Annotated in this window: 16 protein-coding genes; 8 read left to right on the plus strand and 8 right to left on the minus strand. The window is 69.4% G+C overall.

The features are described from left to right. The gene (locus ACFYTS_RS29795; protein ID WP_357284618.1) at positions 1-1674 is read right to left on the minus strand and encodes an FAD-dependent oxidoreductase; all 1674 of its coding nucleotides are present in this window, start codon (positions 1672-1674) and stop codon (positions 1-3) included. Positions 1675-1692: 18 nt separating this feature from the next. Next, complete coding sequence (locus ACFYTS_RS29800) at positions 1693-1893, minus strand: hypothetical protein (protein ID WP_357284620.1); 201 nt, start codon at positions 1891-1893, stop codon at positions 1693-1695. Between the two features lie 262 nt (positions 1894-2155). On the opposite strand from ACFYTS_RS29800, the gene ACFYTS_RS29805 reads away from it, so the two are divergent. Together ACFYTS_RS29805 and ACFYTS_RS29810 are read left to right on the plus strand one after the other, a co-directional pair. Further along, entirely contained in the window at positions 2156-2614 is a 459-nt protein-coding gene (locus ACFYTS_RS29805; protein WP_357284622.1) for an SRPBCC family protein, read from the plus strand. A 15-nt stretch (positions 2615-2629) separates the two neighbouring features. Beyond that, positions 2630-3328 (plus strand): SIMPL domain-containing protein, encoded by a 699-nt coding sequence (locus tag ACFYTS_RS29810; RefSeq protein ID WP_357284624.1) that lies wholly within the window; start codon positions 2630-2632, stop codon positions 3326-3328. 3 nt (positions 3329-3331) lie between these two features. On the opposite strand, the gene ACFYTS_RS29815 is transcribed toward ACFYTS_RS29810, so the two are convergent. Next, positions 3332-4360: a beta-ketoacyl-ACP synthase III gene (locus tag ACFYTS_RS29815; RefSeq protein WP_357284627.1), complete on the minus strand. Its 1029-nt coding sequence runs from the start codon at positions 4358-4360 to the stop codon at positions 3332-3334. Positions 4361-4649: 289 nt separating this feature from the next. Here ACFYTS_RS29815 and ACFYTS_RS29820 point away from each other — a divergent pair, with 289 nt between their 5' ends. From ACFYTS_RS29820 to ACFYTS_RS29835, 4 genes are all read left to right on the plus strand, one after another. Then, complete coding sequence (locus tag ACFYTS_RS29820; RefSeq protein WP_387308978.1) at positions 4650-5366, plus strand: phosphatidylserine decarboxylase; 717 nt, start codon at positions 4650-4652, stop codon at positions 5364-5366. Then, positions 5363-6253, plus strand: coding sequence for a CDP-diacylglycerol--serine O-phosphatidyltransferase (gene pssA, locus ACFYTS_RS29825; protein WP_357284631.1), 891 nt, complete (start codon positions 5363-5365; stop codon positions 6251-6253). Before ACFYTS_RS29820 ends, pssA begins: the two co-directional genes overlap by 4 nt. Before the next feature lie 53 nt (positions 6254-6306). Beyond that, on the plus strand, positions 6307-8577 hold the full coding sequence (locus ACFYTS_RS29830; RefSeq protein ID WP_387308881.1) for an AAA family ATPase: 2271 nt from the start codon (positions 6307-6309) through the stop codon (positions 8575-8577). 140 nt (positions 8578-8717) lie between these two features. Further along, positions 8718-10061 carry a hypothetical protein gene (locus ACFYTS_RS29835; RefSeq protein ID WP_357284636.1) on the plus strand — a complete coding sequence of 448 codons (1344 nt, stop codon included), beginning with the start codon at positions 8718-8720 and terminating at the stop codon, positions 10059-10061. 12 nt (positions 10062-10073) lie between these two features. Here ACFYTS_RS29835 and ACFYTS_RS29840 read toward each other — a convergent pair whose 3' ends face one another. From ACFYTS_RS29840 to ACFYTS_RS29860, 5 genes are all read right to left on the minus strand, one after another. Beyond that, positions 10074-11438: a DUF5933 domain-containing protein gene (locus ACFYTS_RS29840; RefSeq protein WP_387308884.1), complete on the minus strand. Its 1365-nt coding sequence runs from the start codon at positions 11436-11438 to the stop codon at positions 10074-10076. Positions 11439-11622: 184 nt separating this feature from the next. After that, positions 11623-12771 carry a glutamate--cysteine ligase gene (locus ACFYTS_RS29845; protein WP_357284641.1) on the minus strand — a complete coding sequence of 383 codons (1149 nt, stop codon included), beginning with the start codon at positions 12769-12771 and terminating at the stop codon, positions 11623-11625. A 16-nt stretch (positions 12772-12787) separates the two neighbouring features. Then, a complete protein-coding gene (locus ACFYTS_RS29850) occupies positions 12788-13465 on the minus strand; it encodes a superoxide dismutase family protein (protein WP_357284644.1) in 678 nt (225 codons plus the stop codon). 151 nt (positions 13466-13616) lie between these two features. Further along, positions 13617-14186, minus strand: coding sequence for a LytR C-terminal domain-containing protein (locus ACFYTS_RS29855; RefSeq protein WP_387308887.1), 570 nt, complete (start codon positions 14184-14186; stop codon positions 13617-13619). Positions 14187-14277: 91 nt separating this feature from the next. After that, on the minus strand, positions 14278-14595 hold the full coding sequence (locus ACFYTS_RS29860) for a DUF3263 domain-containing protein (RefSeq protein WP_379102288.1): 318 nt from the start codon (positions 14593-14595) through the stop codon (positions 14278-14280). Between the two features lie 318 nt (positions 14596-14913). Here ACFYTS_RS29860 and ACFYTS_RS29865 point away from each other — a divergent pair, with 318 nt between their 5' ends. Beyond that, entirely contained in the window at positions 14914-15537 is a 624-nt protein-coding gene (locus tag ACFYTS_RS29865) for a peptide deformylase (protein ID WP_387308889.1), read from the plus strand. Positions 15538-15543: 6 nt separating this feature from the next. After that, a complete protein-coding gene (locus tag ACFYTS_RS29870) occupies positions 15544-16518 on the plus strand; it encodes a GNAT family N-acetyltransferase (protein ID WP_357284652.1) in 975 nt (324 codons plus the stop codon). Positions 16519-16539 lie beyond the last annotated feature (21 nt).

Below are 16539 nucleotides of genomic sequence, written 5' to 3' on the forward strand. Positions count from 1 at the left end.
CTACTGTTTCGCCAGCCAGCGGTGCACCAGCATGACGGCCATCGCGCCCTCGCCGACCGCCGAGGCCACCCGCTTCGCCGATTCCGAACGCACGTCACCGGCGACGAAGACGCCGGGCACGCTGGTCTCCAGATGCTGTGGGGGACGCGGCAGTTCCCAGCCCGCGGGCCGTTCGCCGTCCACCATGAGATCGGGTCCGGCCAGCACGTAGCCGGCGTCGTCGCGTTTGACGATGCCGTCGAGCCAGTCGGTTTCCGGTGCGGCGCCGATGAACAGGAACAACCGTTCGGCGTCCACCTTTTCTTCCGTCCCGGAGGCGTTGTCGCGCAGCACGATCCGCTCCAGGTGGTCGTCGCCGTCGGCGGACACCACCTCGGTGCGGGTGTGCACCTTGATGTTCGGGATCTGCGCGATCTGCTGGATCAGGTAGTGCGACATGGACGCCTCGAGCGATTCACCGCGCACCAGGATGTGCACGGTGCGGGCCCGGCGGGACAGGAACACCGCGGCCTGACCCGCCGAGTTCGCGCCGCCCACGATGTAGACGTCCTTGCCGGCGCAGTCGCTGGCCTCGGTCATGGCGGAGCCGTAATAGACGCCGCGGCCGGTGTAGTCGTCGACGCCGGGGGCCGGGTGGTGGCGGTAGTTGACGCCGGTGGCGATCAGCACCGAATGCGCGGCGACGCTGCCGCCGTCGGCGAACTTCACCACGCGCGCCGACCCGCAGGCCTCCAGCGCCACCACCTCGCGGGCGGTGATCAGTTCGGCCCCGAACTTCACGGCCTGGCGGCGGGCGCGGTCGGCGAGCTGGGCGCCGGACAGGCCGTCGGGGAAGCCGAGGTAGTTCTCGATGCGGGAGCTCTGCCCGGCCTGGCCGCCGGTGGCGGTGCGTTCGACGAGCACGGTGCGCAGGCCCTCGGAGGCGCCGTAGACGGCCGCGCCCAGCCCGGCTGGTCCGCCGCCGACCACGATCAGGTCGTAGAAGTCGCTGGAGGCGTCGGTATTGAGGCCGACGCCCTCGGCCAGCTGCGCGTCGGTCGGCATGATCAGCACGTCGCCACCGGGGCTGATGATGACCGGGCACTGGTCTTCGGTGGCGTTCGCCGCGGTCAGCAGGCGCGCGCCCTCCGGCTCGTCGACCTGGTACCAGCGATACGGCAACTGGTTGCGCGCCAGGAACTCCCGCACTTCCGAGCAGCGGGCCGACCAGCGGTGGCCCACCACCTTGGTCTCGGTCACCGGCTTGTGCTCGTCGCCGCGCCAGGCCTCCAGCAGGGCGTCGACGACCGGGTAGAGCTTCTCCTCCGGCGGGTCCCACGGTTTGAGCAGGTAGTGGTCGAGGTCCACCACATTGATGGCCTCGATCGCGGCATTGGTGTCCGCGTAGGCGGTGAGCAGCACCCGGCGGGCGTACGGGTGCAGGTCCATGGCCTGTTCGAGGAATTCGACGCCGTTCATCCCGGGCATCCGGTAGTCGGCGATCAGCACCGCGGCCGGCTGGCCGCGCAGTTTCATCTCACGCAGGGCATCGAGGGCGTCCGCGCCGGACTCCGCCCGCAGAATCCGGTAATCAGCCCCGTACCGGCGGCGCAGATCGCGCACGACGGCCCGCGAGACGCCGGGGTCGTCGTCGACGCTGAGAATGGCCGGCTTGACGGCAGAGGGTGAAGTCACCTGACCAGTATCGCGGACTCAAATTCGGTGATGCTGAATGAGATCCATCTCGGTCGGGGTCAGTAATCGCTCGAGGCGTTCCTCGAGCGCCCGATTCGCCTTGCGGCCGGACGTGCCGGGTGGTTTGGATTCGGCGGAATCCGCATCGGTTCCGGACTCGTCGGCAGGGAGGAGCGGGACGGTCTTGCTCTCCAGATGCAGAAGCGAACGCAGGTTCACGGCCGATCACCTCACGTTTCCCAGTCGGAAGCAGGTGGCTGTGTCTGTAACTTCGTTTATCTCATATTGTGCGCCAGTCATTACATTTCGGACATCAACACCCCAACAATGTGACCCAAGCGATCTGGTCGCCGGGAACGACCGCGGGGTCACATTTCATACGCCCAGGTCGGAGCGGGTGATCCACGCCACGGCCGCCCGGTGACCCAGGCCACGCGAACTAGGATGCCCGTAACCGACCGTCACGTCCCCGGAGGCAGCGTTGCCGAACACCCTCGAAGCCAGCATCGACATCGCGGCCGCGCCGGACCAGGTCTGGAGCGTCGTCTCCGACCTGCAGCGAATCCGCGAGTTCAGCCCCAACACCCTGCGCATGCAGCCGCTGGGCCGCACGGTCCGCACCGGCACCTGGACGGTGAACCTCAACAAGGCCGAGGGCTACGTGTACCCGAGCACGTCGCGGATCGTGCGCTTCGAGCCGAACCACGCGCTGGCGTTCCGGATGAACGAGAACGGCACCGTCTGGAGCTACACTCTCGAACCCACCGCGGCCGGCGGCACCAAGCTGATCCAGCGCCGCGACGTGCCCAAGGGCAAGCTGCCGGGCTGGCTGCAGTTCACCGTCGACAAGGTCTTCGGCGGCGAGGCGGCCTTCGAGGGCGGGCTGGTCGACGGTATGAACGAAACCCTCGGCCGGATCAAGGAACTTCTGGAGCGCTGAGCGTAGGTTCGGCCTATGCGACGACTCACAGCGATCTGCGCCGCGGCCGCCGGTGTCGCGATTCTGGCGACCGGATGCGGTAGCTCGGACTCGGGCGACCGCACCGTGACGGTCACCGGCACCGGCAAGGTCCAGGGCACCCCGGACGTGCTCAACGCCGACCTCGGCACCGAGGTCAGCGCGACCGACGTGTCCGCGGCGGTCGATCAGGCCAATGCCAAGGCGAAGGCCATCACCGACGCCATGGTCACCGCGGGCGCCAAGCGTGAGGACATCAAGACCAGCGACCTGTCAGTCCAGCCCTCCTACGGGCCGGAGGGACGCACCATCACCGGCTATCGCGCCACCAACACCATGCACGTGGCCGTGCGGGACCTGCCCAAGGCGTCGGGCATCCTGTCGGCCGCGGTGCAGGCGGGCGGCAACGACACCCGCATCAGCTCGGTCGCCTTCGGGCTCGAGGACAACACCAAGCTGCTGGCGGACGCCCGCGCCCGGGCCTTCGAGGACGCCAAGAGCCGCGCCCAGCAGTACGCGGACCTGTCGGGGCTGAAGCTGAAGAAGGTCAAGACCATCAGCGAGAACGGCAGCGGGCCCACTCCGACGCCGATGTACAAGGACGCCCTGCCCTCCGGGGCCGCGCCCACCATCAACCTCGAGCCAGGCCAGCAGACGGTCACGTTCACCGTGACCGCCGCCTGGGATATGGACTGACCGCTACTTCCAGTTCGGCAGCTGGACCACCTGGGCCGCGTAGGACAGGCCCGCGCCGAAGGCGATGAGCAGGGCGGTGCCGCCGGGTTTGGCGTCGCCCTTGCGCATCATGGCCTCCATGGCCAGCGGAATCGAGGCGGCGGAGGTGTTGCCGGCCTCCTCGATGTCATTGGCAAGGGCGCAGTCCTCGGGGAGCTTCAGCACCCGGGCCATGATCTCGATGATCCGGCCGTTGGCCTGGTGCGGAACCATGGCGTCCAGATCGGCCGGGGTCAGCCCGGCCGCTTCGATGGCATCGCGGCAGACCTTCTCCAAAGAGTGTGCGGCCCAGCGGAACACGGCCGTACCCTCCATGGCGAGATAGGGCCGGACGGCGTCGAGACCGTGTTCGTCGATCTCGGCGAAGAACTCCATCCAGTCCTTGTCCTGACGGATGGCGCGGTGCTGAGTGCCGTCCGAGCCCCACACGGTGGGCCCGATCCCGGCTTCGTCGGACGGGCCGATCACCACAGCACCCGCGCCGTCGGCGAACAGGAAAGCCGTGCCACGGTCCTTCGGGTTGACCGTGGTGGTGAGCTTCTCCACGCCGATGACCAGGGCATTGCGGGCGGTACCGCCCTTGACCAGATCCGAGGCCAACGCGACCGCGTGGCAGAAGCCCGCACACCCGGCCGAGACGTCGAAGGCGGCCACATTCTGCAGGCCGAGTTCGGTGGCGATCTGCGGAGCCGCGGCAGGCGTCAGCAAGAGCCAGGTAGAGGTCGCGACGATGACACAGTCGATCGTGGCGGGATCGACTTCCGCGGCGTCGATGGCGTCGCGGGCGGCCGCGGCGCTCATGCTGATGATCGTCTCCTCGGGGGAGGCGAAGCGCCGGGTACGGATGCCGGACCGGGTCCGGATCCATTCGTCGCTGGAATCTATCGGCCCCGCCACCTCGTCATTGGTGACGATTCGCTCCGGCCGGTACACGCCGAGCCCGAGCATTGCCGTGTGCTCTGCCCCGCTGATCGAGGCAATTCGAGCAGACATTGGTTCTCCCTTATGTACTGCGTACTGCGCGTCGAACGTGACCTTCATCGAGTTCCCCACCCCCGCGGCCGGAATGCCGCATACATGAGGCTCCCTCAGCTTAATCCGGACAGCTTCTCACGTATGTGCTTCCGCTCACAATTACGCATACGGTGACCAGTGCTTCACATACCGCTGGAAGATCGTTCACCGAGGCCTTGGGCAACCGAGAACGCGAGCGTCCGACGCGCTTCCCGTAGTGTGTGACGCGGTCTATGACCGCAACCATCCGCGCATGAAAGAGGAGCTCGTGGCCCGTCGCCCCACCCCGCCCGGCACCCCGGAAACGACCGGACTCGGTCACGTGGCCGACCTGGTCCGATCCTCCATTCCACCGCTGCACCCGGCCGGCCTGCCGTTCGTGGCGGCGCCGCTGGCGGTGGCCGCGCTGGGCTTCCGCCGGAAGTGGGTGCGGCGCACCGGACTGGCCGCCGCCGCGGCCTGTGCCACCTTCTTCCGGCACCCGCACCGGGTGCCGCCGAACCGCCCCGGCGTGGTGGTCGCGCCCGCCGACGGCGAGGTCGCCCTGGTCGACACCGCGGTGCCGCCGGCCGAGCTCGGCCTGGGTGACGCCCCGCTGCCGCGGGTGAGCATCTTCCTGTCGGTGCTGGACGTGCACGTGCAGCGGGTGCCCGTGAGCGGCCTGGTGGAGCAGATCGCCTACCAGAAGGGGCACTTCCTGTCGGCCGACCTGCCCGAGGCCAGCGACCGCAACGAGCGCAACAGCATGGTCATCGAGACCGGGTCGGGGCAGCGGATCGTGGTCGTGCAGATCGCCGGTCTGCTGGCGCGCCGCATCGTGTGCGAGGCCAAGACCGGCGACAAGCTGAGCATCGGCGACACCTACGGCCTGATCCGGTTCGGATCGCGCGTCGACACCTACTTCCCGGCCGGGACCAAGCTGTTGGTCACCCCCGGGCAGCGCACCATCGGTGCGGAAACGGTACTGGCCGAACTGGATTCATGATGGAGCAACTCGCGCCCGCGCCGTCTGCGCGCCGCCGCAACCGCACCATCCGGCTGCTGCCCAGCATGGTCACCGTGCTGGGCCTGTGCTCGGGCCTGTCGGCGGTGAAGTTCGCCATCCAGGGGCAGCTGGGGTTCGCGCTGGCGCTGGTCGGCGCGGCCGCGGTGTTCGACATGCTGGACGGCCGAATCGCCCGCATGCTGGACGCCACCTCCAAGATGGGCGCGGAACTGGATTCGCTGTCGGACGCGATCGCGTTCGGCGTCACGCCCGCCCTGGTGCTGTACGTGACCTTCCTGCACGCCGACAGCATCGGCTGGGTGCTGGCCTTGATGTTCGCGGTCTGCATGGTGTTGCGCCTGGCCCGGTTCAACACCCTGATGGACGACGACAACCGGCCGGACTGGCAGCGGGAGTACTTCGTCGGGGTGCCCGCGCCCGCGGGCGCGTTGATCGTGCTGACGCCCATCGCGCTGTCGGAGCAGTTCGGCGACGGCTGGTGGGTGAGCTTCCCGATGGTGGCGGTGTGGACCGTGCTGACCGGTCTGCTGTGCGTGAGCACGCTGCCGACGCTGGCCGTCAAGTCGGTGTCGGTGGCCCCGAGGACCGCGCCGATCCTGCTGGTGCTGGTCGCCCTGGCGGCCGCGCTGCTGGTCACCTACCCGCTGATCCTGATGATGGCGCTGGTGGTGCTGTACCTGGGCCACATCCCGTTCGCGGTGCACTCCGCGCGCTGGGTGGCCGCCCGGCCGGAGACCTGGAACCACAAGCCCGCCGAGCGCCGCGCCCAGCGCAAGGCCCAGCGCCGCGAGCGGCCGCTGGCCGGACGGGTGCCTCGGGTGTCGACGGCGCGGCTGCGCCTGCGCCGTCCGGGCCAGCGCGGATGACCATCCCACGCGGATAGTCACCGGCGGCCGGTTCCCCCGGGCAGAATTGACGGGTGCCGGAATTCACGCTGACCGCGCAACGCAACTCCTCGGGCGGCGACGCCCGCTGGGGGCTGGTGCGCCTGCACCCCGAAGTCCTGATGGCGCTGGCTCTGCATCCGGGGCAGGGAGTCACCCTGACCGGCGGGCGGCGCACCACGGCCGTGGTGGGGACGTTCAAGCCGTCGCAGGGCTTCGGCACCGGCGTCGCCCTGCTCGACGAGGTGACGCTGTCGAACGCGAAGGTGCGCGACGGCGGTGACGTCACCATCGCCCCGGCCACCGAGACCGACGCCCGCCGCGTCTCGGTGACGGGTTCGTCGCTGGCCATGGCCGCGATTCCGGAGTCGACGCTGCGGCAGGCGCTGCTGGGGAAGATCGTCACCGTGGGCGACACCGTCACCCTGCTGCCGCGTGACCTGCTGCCCAGCGACAATCCGGCCGCGGCCCGGAAGGCGTTGAAGGGCTTGGGGATCGCCTGGACCTCCGAGGTGCTGACGGTGGTGGCCACCGAGCCGTATCCGGGCCCGGTCACCATCCTGCCGAGCACGGCGGTGACGCTGGGCACGACCTTCGGCTCGACCGACGCGCCGCTCGGCTTGCTCGACGACGTCCCCCTCGACGGTTCGCCGCTCGTCGCCGCCGAGCGCCCGGTGACGACCGCCCCGACCTCGGCGGTGGCCGTCGCCGATCTGGCCGGGGTGCAGGCCCAGGCCGCGAAGCTGCGGGAGTGGCTGAATCTGGCGTTGGACGAGCCCGAGCTGCTGAAGGCGCTGGGCGCGAGTTCGCAGCTGGGCGTGCTGATCACGGGCCCGGCGGGCGTCGGTAAGGCGACGCTGGCGCGGGCGGTGGTGGGGTCGCGGCGGCTGGTGGAATTGGACGGCCCGGCGGTCGGCGCGACCGAGAGCGGCAAGCGTTTTCGCGATGTCGGCGACAAGATGCAGGAGATCGGTTCCGGCGCGGGCGGAGTCCTGCTGATCACCGATATCGACGCACTGCTGCCGGCCGAGGCCGAGCCGGTGGCCACCATGATCCTGGACCAGCTGCGCCGGGTGATCGCGGTGCCCGCGGTGGCGGTGCTGGCGACCACCTCGAATCCACTGGGCCTGGACGCGCGGCTGCGCGGTCCCGACCTGTTCGACCGGCAGGTGTCGCTGCCGCTGCCGACCGCCGCGGTGCGGGCCGCGCTGCTCGAACAGTTGTTGCGCAAGGCCCCGACCGAGGACCTCGAGGTCGACGAGATCGCGCTGCGGACACCGGGATTCGTGGTGTCGGATCTGGCGGCGCTGGTCCGCGAGGCGGCGCTGCGGGCGGCGGCCCGGGCCAGCCGCGAACACCACGACAGCGGTCAGGACGTGGATCCGGTACTGCGGCAGGAGGATCTGACCGGGGCGCTGGAGGTGATCCGCCCGCTGTCGCGGTCCGGGTCGGAGGAATTGTCCATCGGCAACCTGAGTCTCGACGATGTCGGCGACATGGCGGAGACCAAGCAGGCGTTGACCGAGGCGGTGCTGTGGCCGCTGAAGCATCCGGATTCGTTCGCCCGTCTGGGGATCGAGCCGCCGCGCGGGGTGCTGCTCTACGGGCCGCCGGGCTGCGGCAAGACCTTCCTGGTGCGGGCGCTGGCCGGGTCCGGGCAGTTGAGCGTGCACGCGGTGAAGGGCGCGGAGCTGATGGACAAGTGGGTCGGCTCCTCGGAACGGGCGGTGCGCGAGTTGTTCCAGCGCGCACGCGATTCCGCGCCGTCGCTGATCTTCCTCGACGAGGTGGACGCACTGGCCCCGCAGCGCGGGCAGTCCTCGGATTCCGGGGTGTCGGATCGGGTGGTGGCGGCTCTGCTCACCGAGTTGGACGGGGTGGAGCCGCTGCGGGACGTGGTGGTGGTCGGCGCGACCAACCGCCCGGATCTGATCGATTCGGCGCTGACCCGGCCGGGCCGGCTGGAGCGGCTGGTGTTCGTGCCGCCGCCGGACGCCGACGCCCGGGCCGAGATCCTGCGCACCGCGGCCACGTCGGTGCCGCTGGCCAAGGACGTGAATCTGCGGCGGCTGGCCCGTGAGCTGGACGGCTACTCGGCGGCGGACTGTTCGGCCCTGTTGCGGGAGGCGGCGCTGGCCGCCATGCGCCGCGATGTGGAGGCCGGGGAGGTGACCGCGGCGGATGTGGCGTCCGCGCGCAAGGCGGTGCGGCCGTCGCTGGATCCGGTGCAGGTGGAGTCGTTGCGCTTGTTCGCGGCGAAGCGGGAGATGTCGGGTCCGCCGGGCGACCCGTCGGGCTATGTCTGATCGAGTCGAGCCATGTCTGATTTGATGCGCTCGGTCTGATTCCTCCGCCTACGCCCGAATGTGGCCGTAAGTTCGCCAAAAATCTACAAAGTAAGCGAGTCGGACCGATCGACTCTCCGTAGGCCGGTACTTTTGCGCAGGTGAGGTCGTACAAGGTCGCTACCGAAACGATCACCGCGCTGGTCGCAGCACTGGTTGCTGGCCTCGCGCTGACCTTGCCCATCGACTTCGGCTGGACCTCGCAAAGTTCCGCCCTGCAACTGGATCTGCTCGCCTACAGCCTGCCCCGCGCCATCTCGGCGGGCGTGCTCATCGCCATGATCGTGGCGGTGCTGATCACCACCATGGGCAGCCCGTCGGTGGCCTGGTCGACCACGGTGGGCGGGCTGCTGGTGCTGGTCGCCAACCACACGCTGGGGCACGCGGGCGACCCGAATGCCTCGCTGTCGACGATGAACTTCATCGACTCGCTGTCGGGGGGCGTGATCCTGGGCGCGCTCGGGGCGGCGGTGCTGCATCACCGGCTGCCCTCTTTCGCCTGGACGCTGGGCATTCTGATCAGTCTGCTGCTGGGTTCGGTGAATCCGGTGCCGCGGGTGGGCGGCGGCAGCATCACCGACAACCTAAAGGACCACTGGCACGCCTCCGACATCCCGCCCATGTGGATGGTGGTGCTGGCCTTCGCACTGGCCGTGGTCTCGCTGCTGATCAATCGGAAAGGACCGGCCGCGCAACGGCTGTCGATCGAGCTGCCCCTGGCCCCGATCCTGGCGGGCACGCTGATGGTGCTGATCACCCTGTTCAGCGCGGAGTGGCTGGCCCGGCACGGCGGCAGCGTGGCGGGCATCGTGCTCGCCGTGGTGACCTCGGTCGGCACCGCCATGATCGCGTCCATGCTGCTGCCGGGGCGGGACGGGGAGATCGTGCTGATCGCGGTGGGCGTCGGCGCGGTGGGCGCGGCCACCATCGCGGCGGAGATGCCGGCCTGGTCGATTCCGCTGCTGGTGGCGGTGAGCGCGTTCGGCATGTGGGCGGGCAGTCAGGTGTCCGCGCCGATGCCGGCCCTGTGGCTGTCCATGCTGGTCGGGGTGTCGACGGCGTTCACCGCTGACACCGCCAAGGCGTGGCTGATCGTGGGCAGCGCGGCGCTGGTGTCCTGGCTGCTCGGTTTCGGCCTGCTGGCGGCCCGGCCGCGGTATGTGCCGAGCCGGGTGCTGGGGACCTCCATCTTGTTCGTGCCGTCGGCGGTGCTGGGCATGCGGGATTACGTGGCACGTGGCGATTACGCGATGCTGTCGGGCAATTCGGGGATGTGCACGGTCAGCTCGGGTTCCACGGCGACACCCGGCTGGACCTCGGTGCTGGTGGCGGGCGGGTGTCTGGCGGGCATGTTCCTGCTGCGGCGGTTGCGGCCGCTGCCGGTGCCGTCCGCGGCGGCGGCCACCCCGCCCGAGGGGTCGTCGAACGGGGGCACCGCCGATTAGACCGGGGTACGGTCAGGCGCGGGCGGCGAGGTCCAGTTCCGCGGCCGGAGCGGTGGCGGGTTCGGCGAACCAGGTCCGGTAGAACGCCGTCACGTAGGCGGCGAACAGGCCGATCACGAGGGCGCCCGCCGGGACCGGGTGCTCGGCGAATTCGACCGACAGGTACCGGTAGGACAGCAGGAGTGCGGTGAACAGCGCGGCCCCCGCGCCGACCAGCTGGACGCGGGCGCGATCCCAGCCGCGTTCGGGTGCGCGCAGCGCCGATTCGATGGCCAGGCACAGCACCACGCCCGCCACCAGGTCCGCGCCGTAGTGGTACCCGAAGCCCAGCGTGGCCCCGATGGTGGCGAGCAACCAGAAGGTTCCGCCCCAGCGCAGCCAGGTCGGTGCGGGCGCGCCGGTCAGCGGGTCGCGGCGGGAGTGGACGAAGATCGACAGCGCCCACGCGGTGTGCAGCGACGGCATGCAGTTGCGCGGGGCGAATCGGTCGAAGGCGATCGAGCCGGGCGAGAGGTCCACCGGCGGCACCACATTCGGCCAGTAGTTGCCGAGGGCGAAGGCGTGCCCTTCCGTGCCGTAGGCGAAGATCGGTCCGACGACGGGGAAGATGACGTAGAAGAGCGGCCCGATCAGCCCGATCACCAGGAAGGTCCGCACCAGGTAGTGCCCCGGCCACACCCCGGTCTTCACCACGTTGCGCAGCTGCCAGATGGTCACGATCATCGCGCCGACGGGCAGTTCGATGTAAACCCAGTGCAGGACAGCGGAAGCCACCGGTCCCAGCCATTCCAGCAGTTGCCCGGCCATCCAGGAGGGATCGCCGAGGGCGTGGTCCACCAGCACGATGTGCTCGTCGAGGACGCGGGGTCCGGCGAGCACGGTGATGCCGAGCCAGACGTCGGCGACCTTGCTGGACAGCACCAGCAGGATGCCGAGCGCGGCGGCGTGCAGCGCGTTGGAGCGGTCCTTGCCCTGCCACCGCCAGAGGGCGAGCCCGAGGATGCCGAGCAGCACCAGCACCGGCCCGTTGCCCATGGCCAGCGGACCGCCGGAGAGGCTGCGAATCGTCTGGTAGGCGACGTCGATGCCGAGCGCCGTGCCGACGGCCACGAAGCGCCGCCGCCAGTCCAGTCCGATGAGCGCGAGCCCGAGTCCGGCCCACGGCACGGTGAAAGATTTGGCATTGCCGACGAAGTCGTCCCGGATGCTCTCCAGCGGACCGGTGAAGTGGTGCTGGGAGGCGACGATCTGCAGGGCGAGGAGCGCGAGCGCTCCGACGGTGAGCACGGCCGTCATCCGGACGCGCGGCGACGGCATCCGCATCCCTGATCGGCGTGCTGCGCCGCCGGTCTGGGAACGCGGATCGTCGAGCAACATCCAGCCATAGTAAACGCCGTGTGAACGCCGACCCCATACCCAGTTGAACGCCGCATCCCACCCCGGATGAACAGCCGCCGGTCAGCGTGGTATTGCCGCTGGCCACGGCGTACAGCGGCCGCAGAATCGCGTAACTGAAATCACAGCAATGGAACTCGCGACGGTGAACCGTACCGCCCCGGCGTCACTGCTCGAGTTCGTGGACCAGCGAGTCGACCACCGACACCAGATCGCCCTGTGCGGCCGCGGCCACCCGGCGCTGTCGCTGATAGGACGCGCCGCGCTTGGGGATGTCGGCGACCATGGCGAGCTCGTTCTCGCAGCCGAGGCTCTTGGCGGTCGGCTCGAGCCGGTTGAGCAGGTCCATGAGGTCGTCGGTGACGAGCCGCTCATTGCTGTCGGCGTCGGTGATGATGATGGCGTCGAGCCCGTATCGCGCTGCGCGCCACTTGTTCTCCTGCACGTGCCAGGGCGGCAGGATGGCGGGCAGGGCTTCGCCGTTCTCCACCCGCCGGTCGAGATCGACCACGAGGGAGTGGATCAGGGCGACGATGGCGGCCAGTTCGACCTTGGTGGGGATGCCGTCGCAGATGCGCACCTCGATGGTGCCCCATTTGGGTGCGGGCCGGATGTCCCAGTGCATGCCGCCGATCTGTTCGATCACACCGGTTTTCATCTGGTCGTGCACGAAACCCTCGAACTGGCCCCAATTGTCGAATTGGAAGGGCAGTCCGGCGGTGGGTAGCTGCTGGAACATGAGCGCCCGGTTGCTGGCGTAGCCGGTGTCGACGCCCGCCCACATGGGTGAGGAGGCGGACAGCGCCAGCAGGTGCGGGTACGACGGCAGCATGGCGTTGAGGATCGGGAAGACCTTGTCCGGGTGCGAGATTCCCACGTGCACGTGCACGCCCCAGATCAGCATCTGGCGGCCCCACCACTGGGTGCGCTCGATGAGTTCGTCGTAATGCGCACTGCGCGTGAGCTGTTGGGTGGACCATTGCGCGAACGGGTGGGTGCCCGCGCAGAACAGGTCGACGCCGACCTGGTCGGCGGCGCGGCGCACGGCGTCCTGGGTGGCGCGCAGTTCGTCGACGACCTCGCTCACGGTGTCGTGCTTGCCGGAGACCAGTTCGACGGTGTTCTTCAGGAGTTCCTTGGTGATCTGCGGGGTGCCGTCCCAGGCGCGCAGATCACCGCAGGCTTCGAAAACGGCGGCGGCTGTATTGGACAGGTCACGCGTCGTCTTGTCGACGAGCGCGACCTCCCATTCCACACCGAGCGTGGGCCGGGGCGATGAATTGAAGGGGACCTTCGAAATGCCTGCCCCGGCCATGCTCACCTCAAGGGGTTCAGGCGACGACGCCGCAGGCGACCCGTGCACCCGCGTCGCCGGTCGCGAGGGTGTCCGCATCCGGTGCGGGCGCGTACCGGGTGGGAATGTTGCCGAAGTTGTCGGCGCCGGCGTGGATGATCAGGGCCTTGCCCTTGATCTCCTCCAGGGTGACGGCGTCGGTGGTGGTGACCAGCTTGGCGGTGCCGTCCTTGAGCACCTGGAGCGAGTCCAGGTCACCGCTGGCGGGGTGCGCGTTCTGCTCACCGACCTGCAGGTGGCCGCCGGCGGACAGGAAGTCGCCGGGCGCGCCGCCGGAGGGGGCGGTGGAGTTGGTCTCGCACTTGCCGAACTGGTGGATGTGCAGGCCGTGGAAGCCGGGCTTGAGGCCGTGGGCTTCGACGGTGATCTCGAGGTGGTTGCCCACCTTCACGACGGACGCGGTGCCGACGGTGCCACCGGAGGGGTCCTTCAGGGTGACGGCGGTGGACTCCCGGGGGGCGTTGGTGTCGCCCTCGGTGCCGTGGCCGGGCGCAGCGCCCGCGGGAGCGGGCGAGCTGGTGAACACCGGCGGGGTCGTCCCCTTGACGTCACTCGATTCCTGGCTGTTGGAGCAGGCGGTGAGCCCCAGGGCCGCGACCGCGAGCACCGGAGCAACAGTCCACCAGGACGGGCGACGAGTTGAGGACGAGGCCATCGGGGAACTCCTTTACGAGTCCGAGTTTATCGGGAAAGCAGGGTGGACATACTTCGTACCGGACAAGATGATGCCAGAGACGTGCCTGTGTCCCGTGGAGGGGCCGCACGGTTTCTTTCGGGTGGCGGTCCGGCGGCCGACGGACAACGATTCAGTTGCCGGTGACGATGACGATGACACCGGTGGGCGAATCCGAGATCCCCGGGAAGCGGGGTTCGGCGGCGCAGCCCAGTTCCGCGGCGATGGCCTTGGCCAGCGCCTGCTCCTTGGGCGAACTGCCGTAGTACACGGTGGTTTTCGGGATGACGCCGCCGGGATAGTTGCCGACCTCGGTGATGTTGTAACCCTCACCGCTGAGCTGGTCGCCGGTCTTCTTGGCCAGTCCGGCGACGGTGCCGTTGTTGTAGACCCGGACCGGGAGGGATTTGTCGACGCCCGCGGCACCGGAGGTGGTCGCCGCGGCGGTCGTGGTGGGCGCGGCCGTGGTGGTCGTGGGCGCGATGGTGCCGGGCACTACCGACGGGGTGCCCGCCCCGGTCGAATTCTGCTGCGCCGCAGTGGTGGTGGCGGCCTCGGAGGTCGATCCGGCGCTGCTGTCCGAGGAGTCCGAACTCGACAGGGACATCGCGCCGATCCCGGCAAACACGATGGCCAGCGCGATCAGGACCATCGCCAGGGCCCGCAGCGGCGGACCGCCGGTCGGCGAATTCGGGTTGCTCACGGCGTCGAGCCTAATGGGTGCAGGGCCGCCCGCGCGGGATCAAGCGCGGACGCGGGCCGGGTGGAGACCTGGCTCACGATCGCGGCGCGGCTCACACCTGGAAACCGAGACGGCGTGCGGCCCTGGTCTTCTGGCGGCTGGCGCGCAGCCGCCGCAGGCGCTTGACCAGCATCGGGTCCGCCGCCAGCGCTTCGGGCTTGTCGACGACCGCGTTCAGGACCTGGTAGTAGCGGGTTGCCGAGAGGTCGAACAGTTCGCGGATGGCTTCTTCCTTCGCACCGGCGTACTTCCACCACTTGCGCTCGAAGTCGAGAATCTCGAGCTCACGGCGGGAAAGCCCGTGCGCGCCATCCTCGTCGGAAGGACCGTCCTCGCTTGCGGGCATGTCGCGTGCCGCTGCGCTGTCCATAGTGCTCCCTCGCCGAGTGGTCACCAGACGAATATGGTGCTTGTGCGTCGGTGTCATTCAACCACGCGCCGCAGACAACGCGATGCGTACCGATCGGCGTGTTTTGTGACGTAGGCCCCGGCGTGTCGGCGTCTGATTTGCCCCTCCGCTTCGCTCCGGGGCGAGGGTTCGCGGCCCTGAGGTCTCGATTCTTCCCTCCTCCGCTCCTCGGCTTCGCTCCCTCGCTCCGTCAGTCCAGAATCGAGACGGCCGCGAACTTGCGGGCGCATGTCCAGGGTGTGATCCGTGGAAAAATCGCAGCCCAGTAGGCTCTGCGGCATGGCTATTCTCCCGATTCGCATTGTCGGCGACCCGGTTCTGCACCGCGCGACCACGCCGGTCACGCAGACCCCGGAAGAGCTGGCGCAGCTGATCGCGGACATGTACGAGACGATGGACGCCGCGCACGGGGTGGGTCTGGCCGCCAATCAGGTGATCATCGCCGACGAGGACGAGTTGTCGCCGCGCGTCTTCGTCTACGACTGCCCGGACGAGACCGAGGACGGCAAGACCGTCCGCCGCCGCGGCTGCGTGGTGAATCCGGTGCTGGAGACCTCCGAGATCCCCGAATCCATGCCGGATCCAGACGATGACGACGAGGGCTGCCTGTCGGTTCCCGGCGAGCAGTTCCCGACCGGCCGCGCCGACTGGGCCAAGGTCACCGGCACCGACGAGCACGGCGAGCCGGTCGAGCTGGAGGGCCACGGCTTCTTCGCCCGCATGCTGCAGCACGAGACCGGCCACCTGAACGGCTTCCTCTACGTGGACGTGCTGATCGGCCGCAATGCCCGCGCCGCGAAGAAGGCGATCAAGCGAAACGGCTGGGGCAAGCCGGGTTTGAACTGGGTCCCGGGCACCGTGCCGGACCCCTTCGGACACGACGACGACGATCTCGACGACTGATCGGTCATGACCGATTCCGAGCCCGGCCCCGACGGCGCCGGGGCGCTCCCGCCGCTCGGCAAGCGGGTAGTGGTGCGCTACCGGCTGCCCGCGGGTTATCCACAGCCGTTGACGGATGTGATCGGCGAGCTGATCGCCGCCGACCCGCTGACCGTGCGCACCGCCGACGGCCAGGTGGTGTCGGTCGCCCGGGATCAGGTGGTGGCCTGGAAACCGCTCGGCCCCAGACCCATTCGGACCAGTGAGATCCGGTCCCTGGAAGCGGCGGCCGCGGACGGCTGGCCGGGTCTGATGCGATCCTGGATCGACGGCTGGCTGCTGCGTGCCGGGGACGGCTACACCTATCGCGCGAATTCCGCGGTGCCGCTGGGCGGTACGGACGGACCGGCGCTGATGAACACCGAGACCCTGCACCGGATCGGCGAGTGGTACACCGCGCACGGCCTGCCGCTGCAACTGCAGCTGCCCGATCGGCTGGCGACCCGGCCCGCGGAGTGGCGGACCTGGCACGAGACCCGGGTGCTGGCGGTCGACATCGAGACCATGCCGCTGCCGTCGGGCCCGTCCATGGTGCGGTTCACGCCCGAACCGGACGGGGCGTGGCTGTCCATGCACCGGCATCGGGGCGGGGACACCGATATCGGCTCGAGCCCGGTGGTGGACGTGCTGACCGCGGTTCGCGACGGCGAGCTCACCTTCGCCACGCTGGGTTTGCCCGCGCCGATCGCCATCGGCCGGGCCGCGGTGACCACGGCTCCCGACGGCCGCCGCTGGGTGGGCCTGACCTGCGTCGCGGTGGCGACCGGGCATCGGCGGCACGGGCTGGGCGCGCTGGTGTGCGCGGAGATGATCCGCTGGGGCCGCACGCACGGGGCCACCCACGCCTATGTTCAGGTGTCGGACGAGAATGACGCGGCGCTGGCGTTGTACCAGGAGATGGGCTTCGTCGAGCATCACAGCTACCGGTACGCCGCGCCCTGATCGCGCGCCGCCCGCTCGCGT

It is taken from the genome of Nocardia sp. NPDC004151 (genome assembly GCF_042874235.1).
In the GTDB taxonomy this organism is placed as follows: Bacteria; Actinomycetota; Actinomycetes; order Mycobacteriales; family Mycobacteriaceae; genus Nocardia.

What these genes read in the sequence shown, in the direction of transcription:
- ACFYTS_RS29810 (WP_357284624.1), top strand. Translation starts at nt 2,630, where the DNA reads ATGCGACGACTCACAGCGATCTGCGCCGCGGCCGCCGGTGTCGCGATT.
- ACFYTS_RS29815 (WP_357284627.1), bottom strand. Translation starts at nt 4,360, where the DNA reads ATGTCTGCTCGAATTGCCTCGATCAGCGGGGCAGAGCACACGGCAATG.
- pssA (WP_357284631.1), top strand. Translation starts at nt 5,363, where the DNA reads ATGATGGAGCAACTCGCGCCCGCGCCGTCTGCGCGCCGCCGCAACCGC.
- ACFYTS_RS29840 (WP_387308884.1), bottom strand. Translation starts at nt 11,438, where the DNA reads ATGTTGCTCGACGATCCGCGTTCCCAGACCGGCGGCGCAGCACGCCGA.
- ACFYTS_RS29845 (WP_357284641.1), bottom strand. Translation starts at nt 12,771, where the DNA reads ATGGCCGGGGCAGGCATTTCGAAGGTCCCCTTCAATTCATCGCCCCGG.
- ACFYTS_RS29850 (WP_357284644.1), bottom strand. Translation starts at nt 13,465, where the DNA reads ATGGCCTCGTCCTCAACTCGTCGCCCGTCCTGGTGGACTGTTGCTCCG.
- ACFYTS_RS29860 (WP_379102288.1), bottom strand. Translation starts at nt 14,595, where the DNA reads ATGGACAGCGCAGCGGCACGCGACATGCCCGCAAGCGAGGACGGTCCT.
- ACFYTS_RS29865 (WP_387308889.1), top strand. Translation starts at nt 14,914, where the DNA reads ATGGCTATTCTCCCGATTCGCATTGTCGGCGACCCGGTTCTGCACCGC.
- ACFYTS_RS29870 (WP_357284652.1), top strand. Translation starts at nt 15,544, where the DNA reads ATGACCGATTCCGAGCCCGGCCCCGACGGCGCCGGGGCGCTCCCGCCG.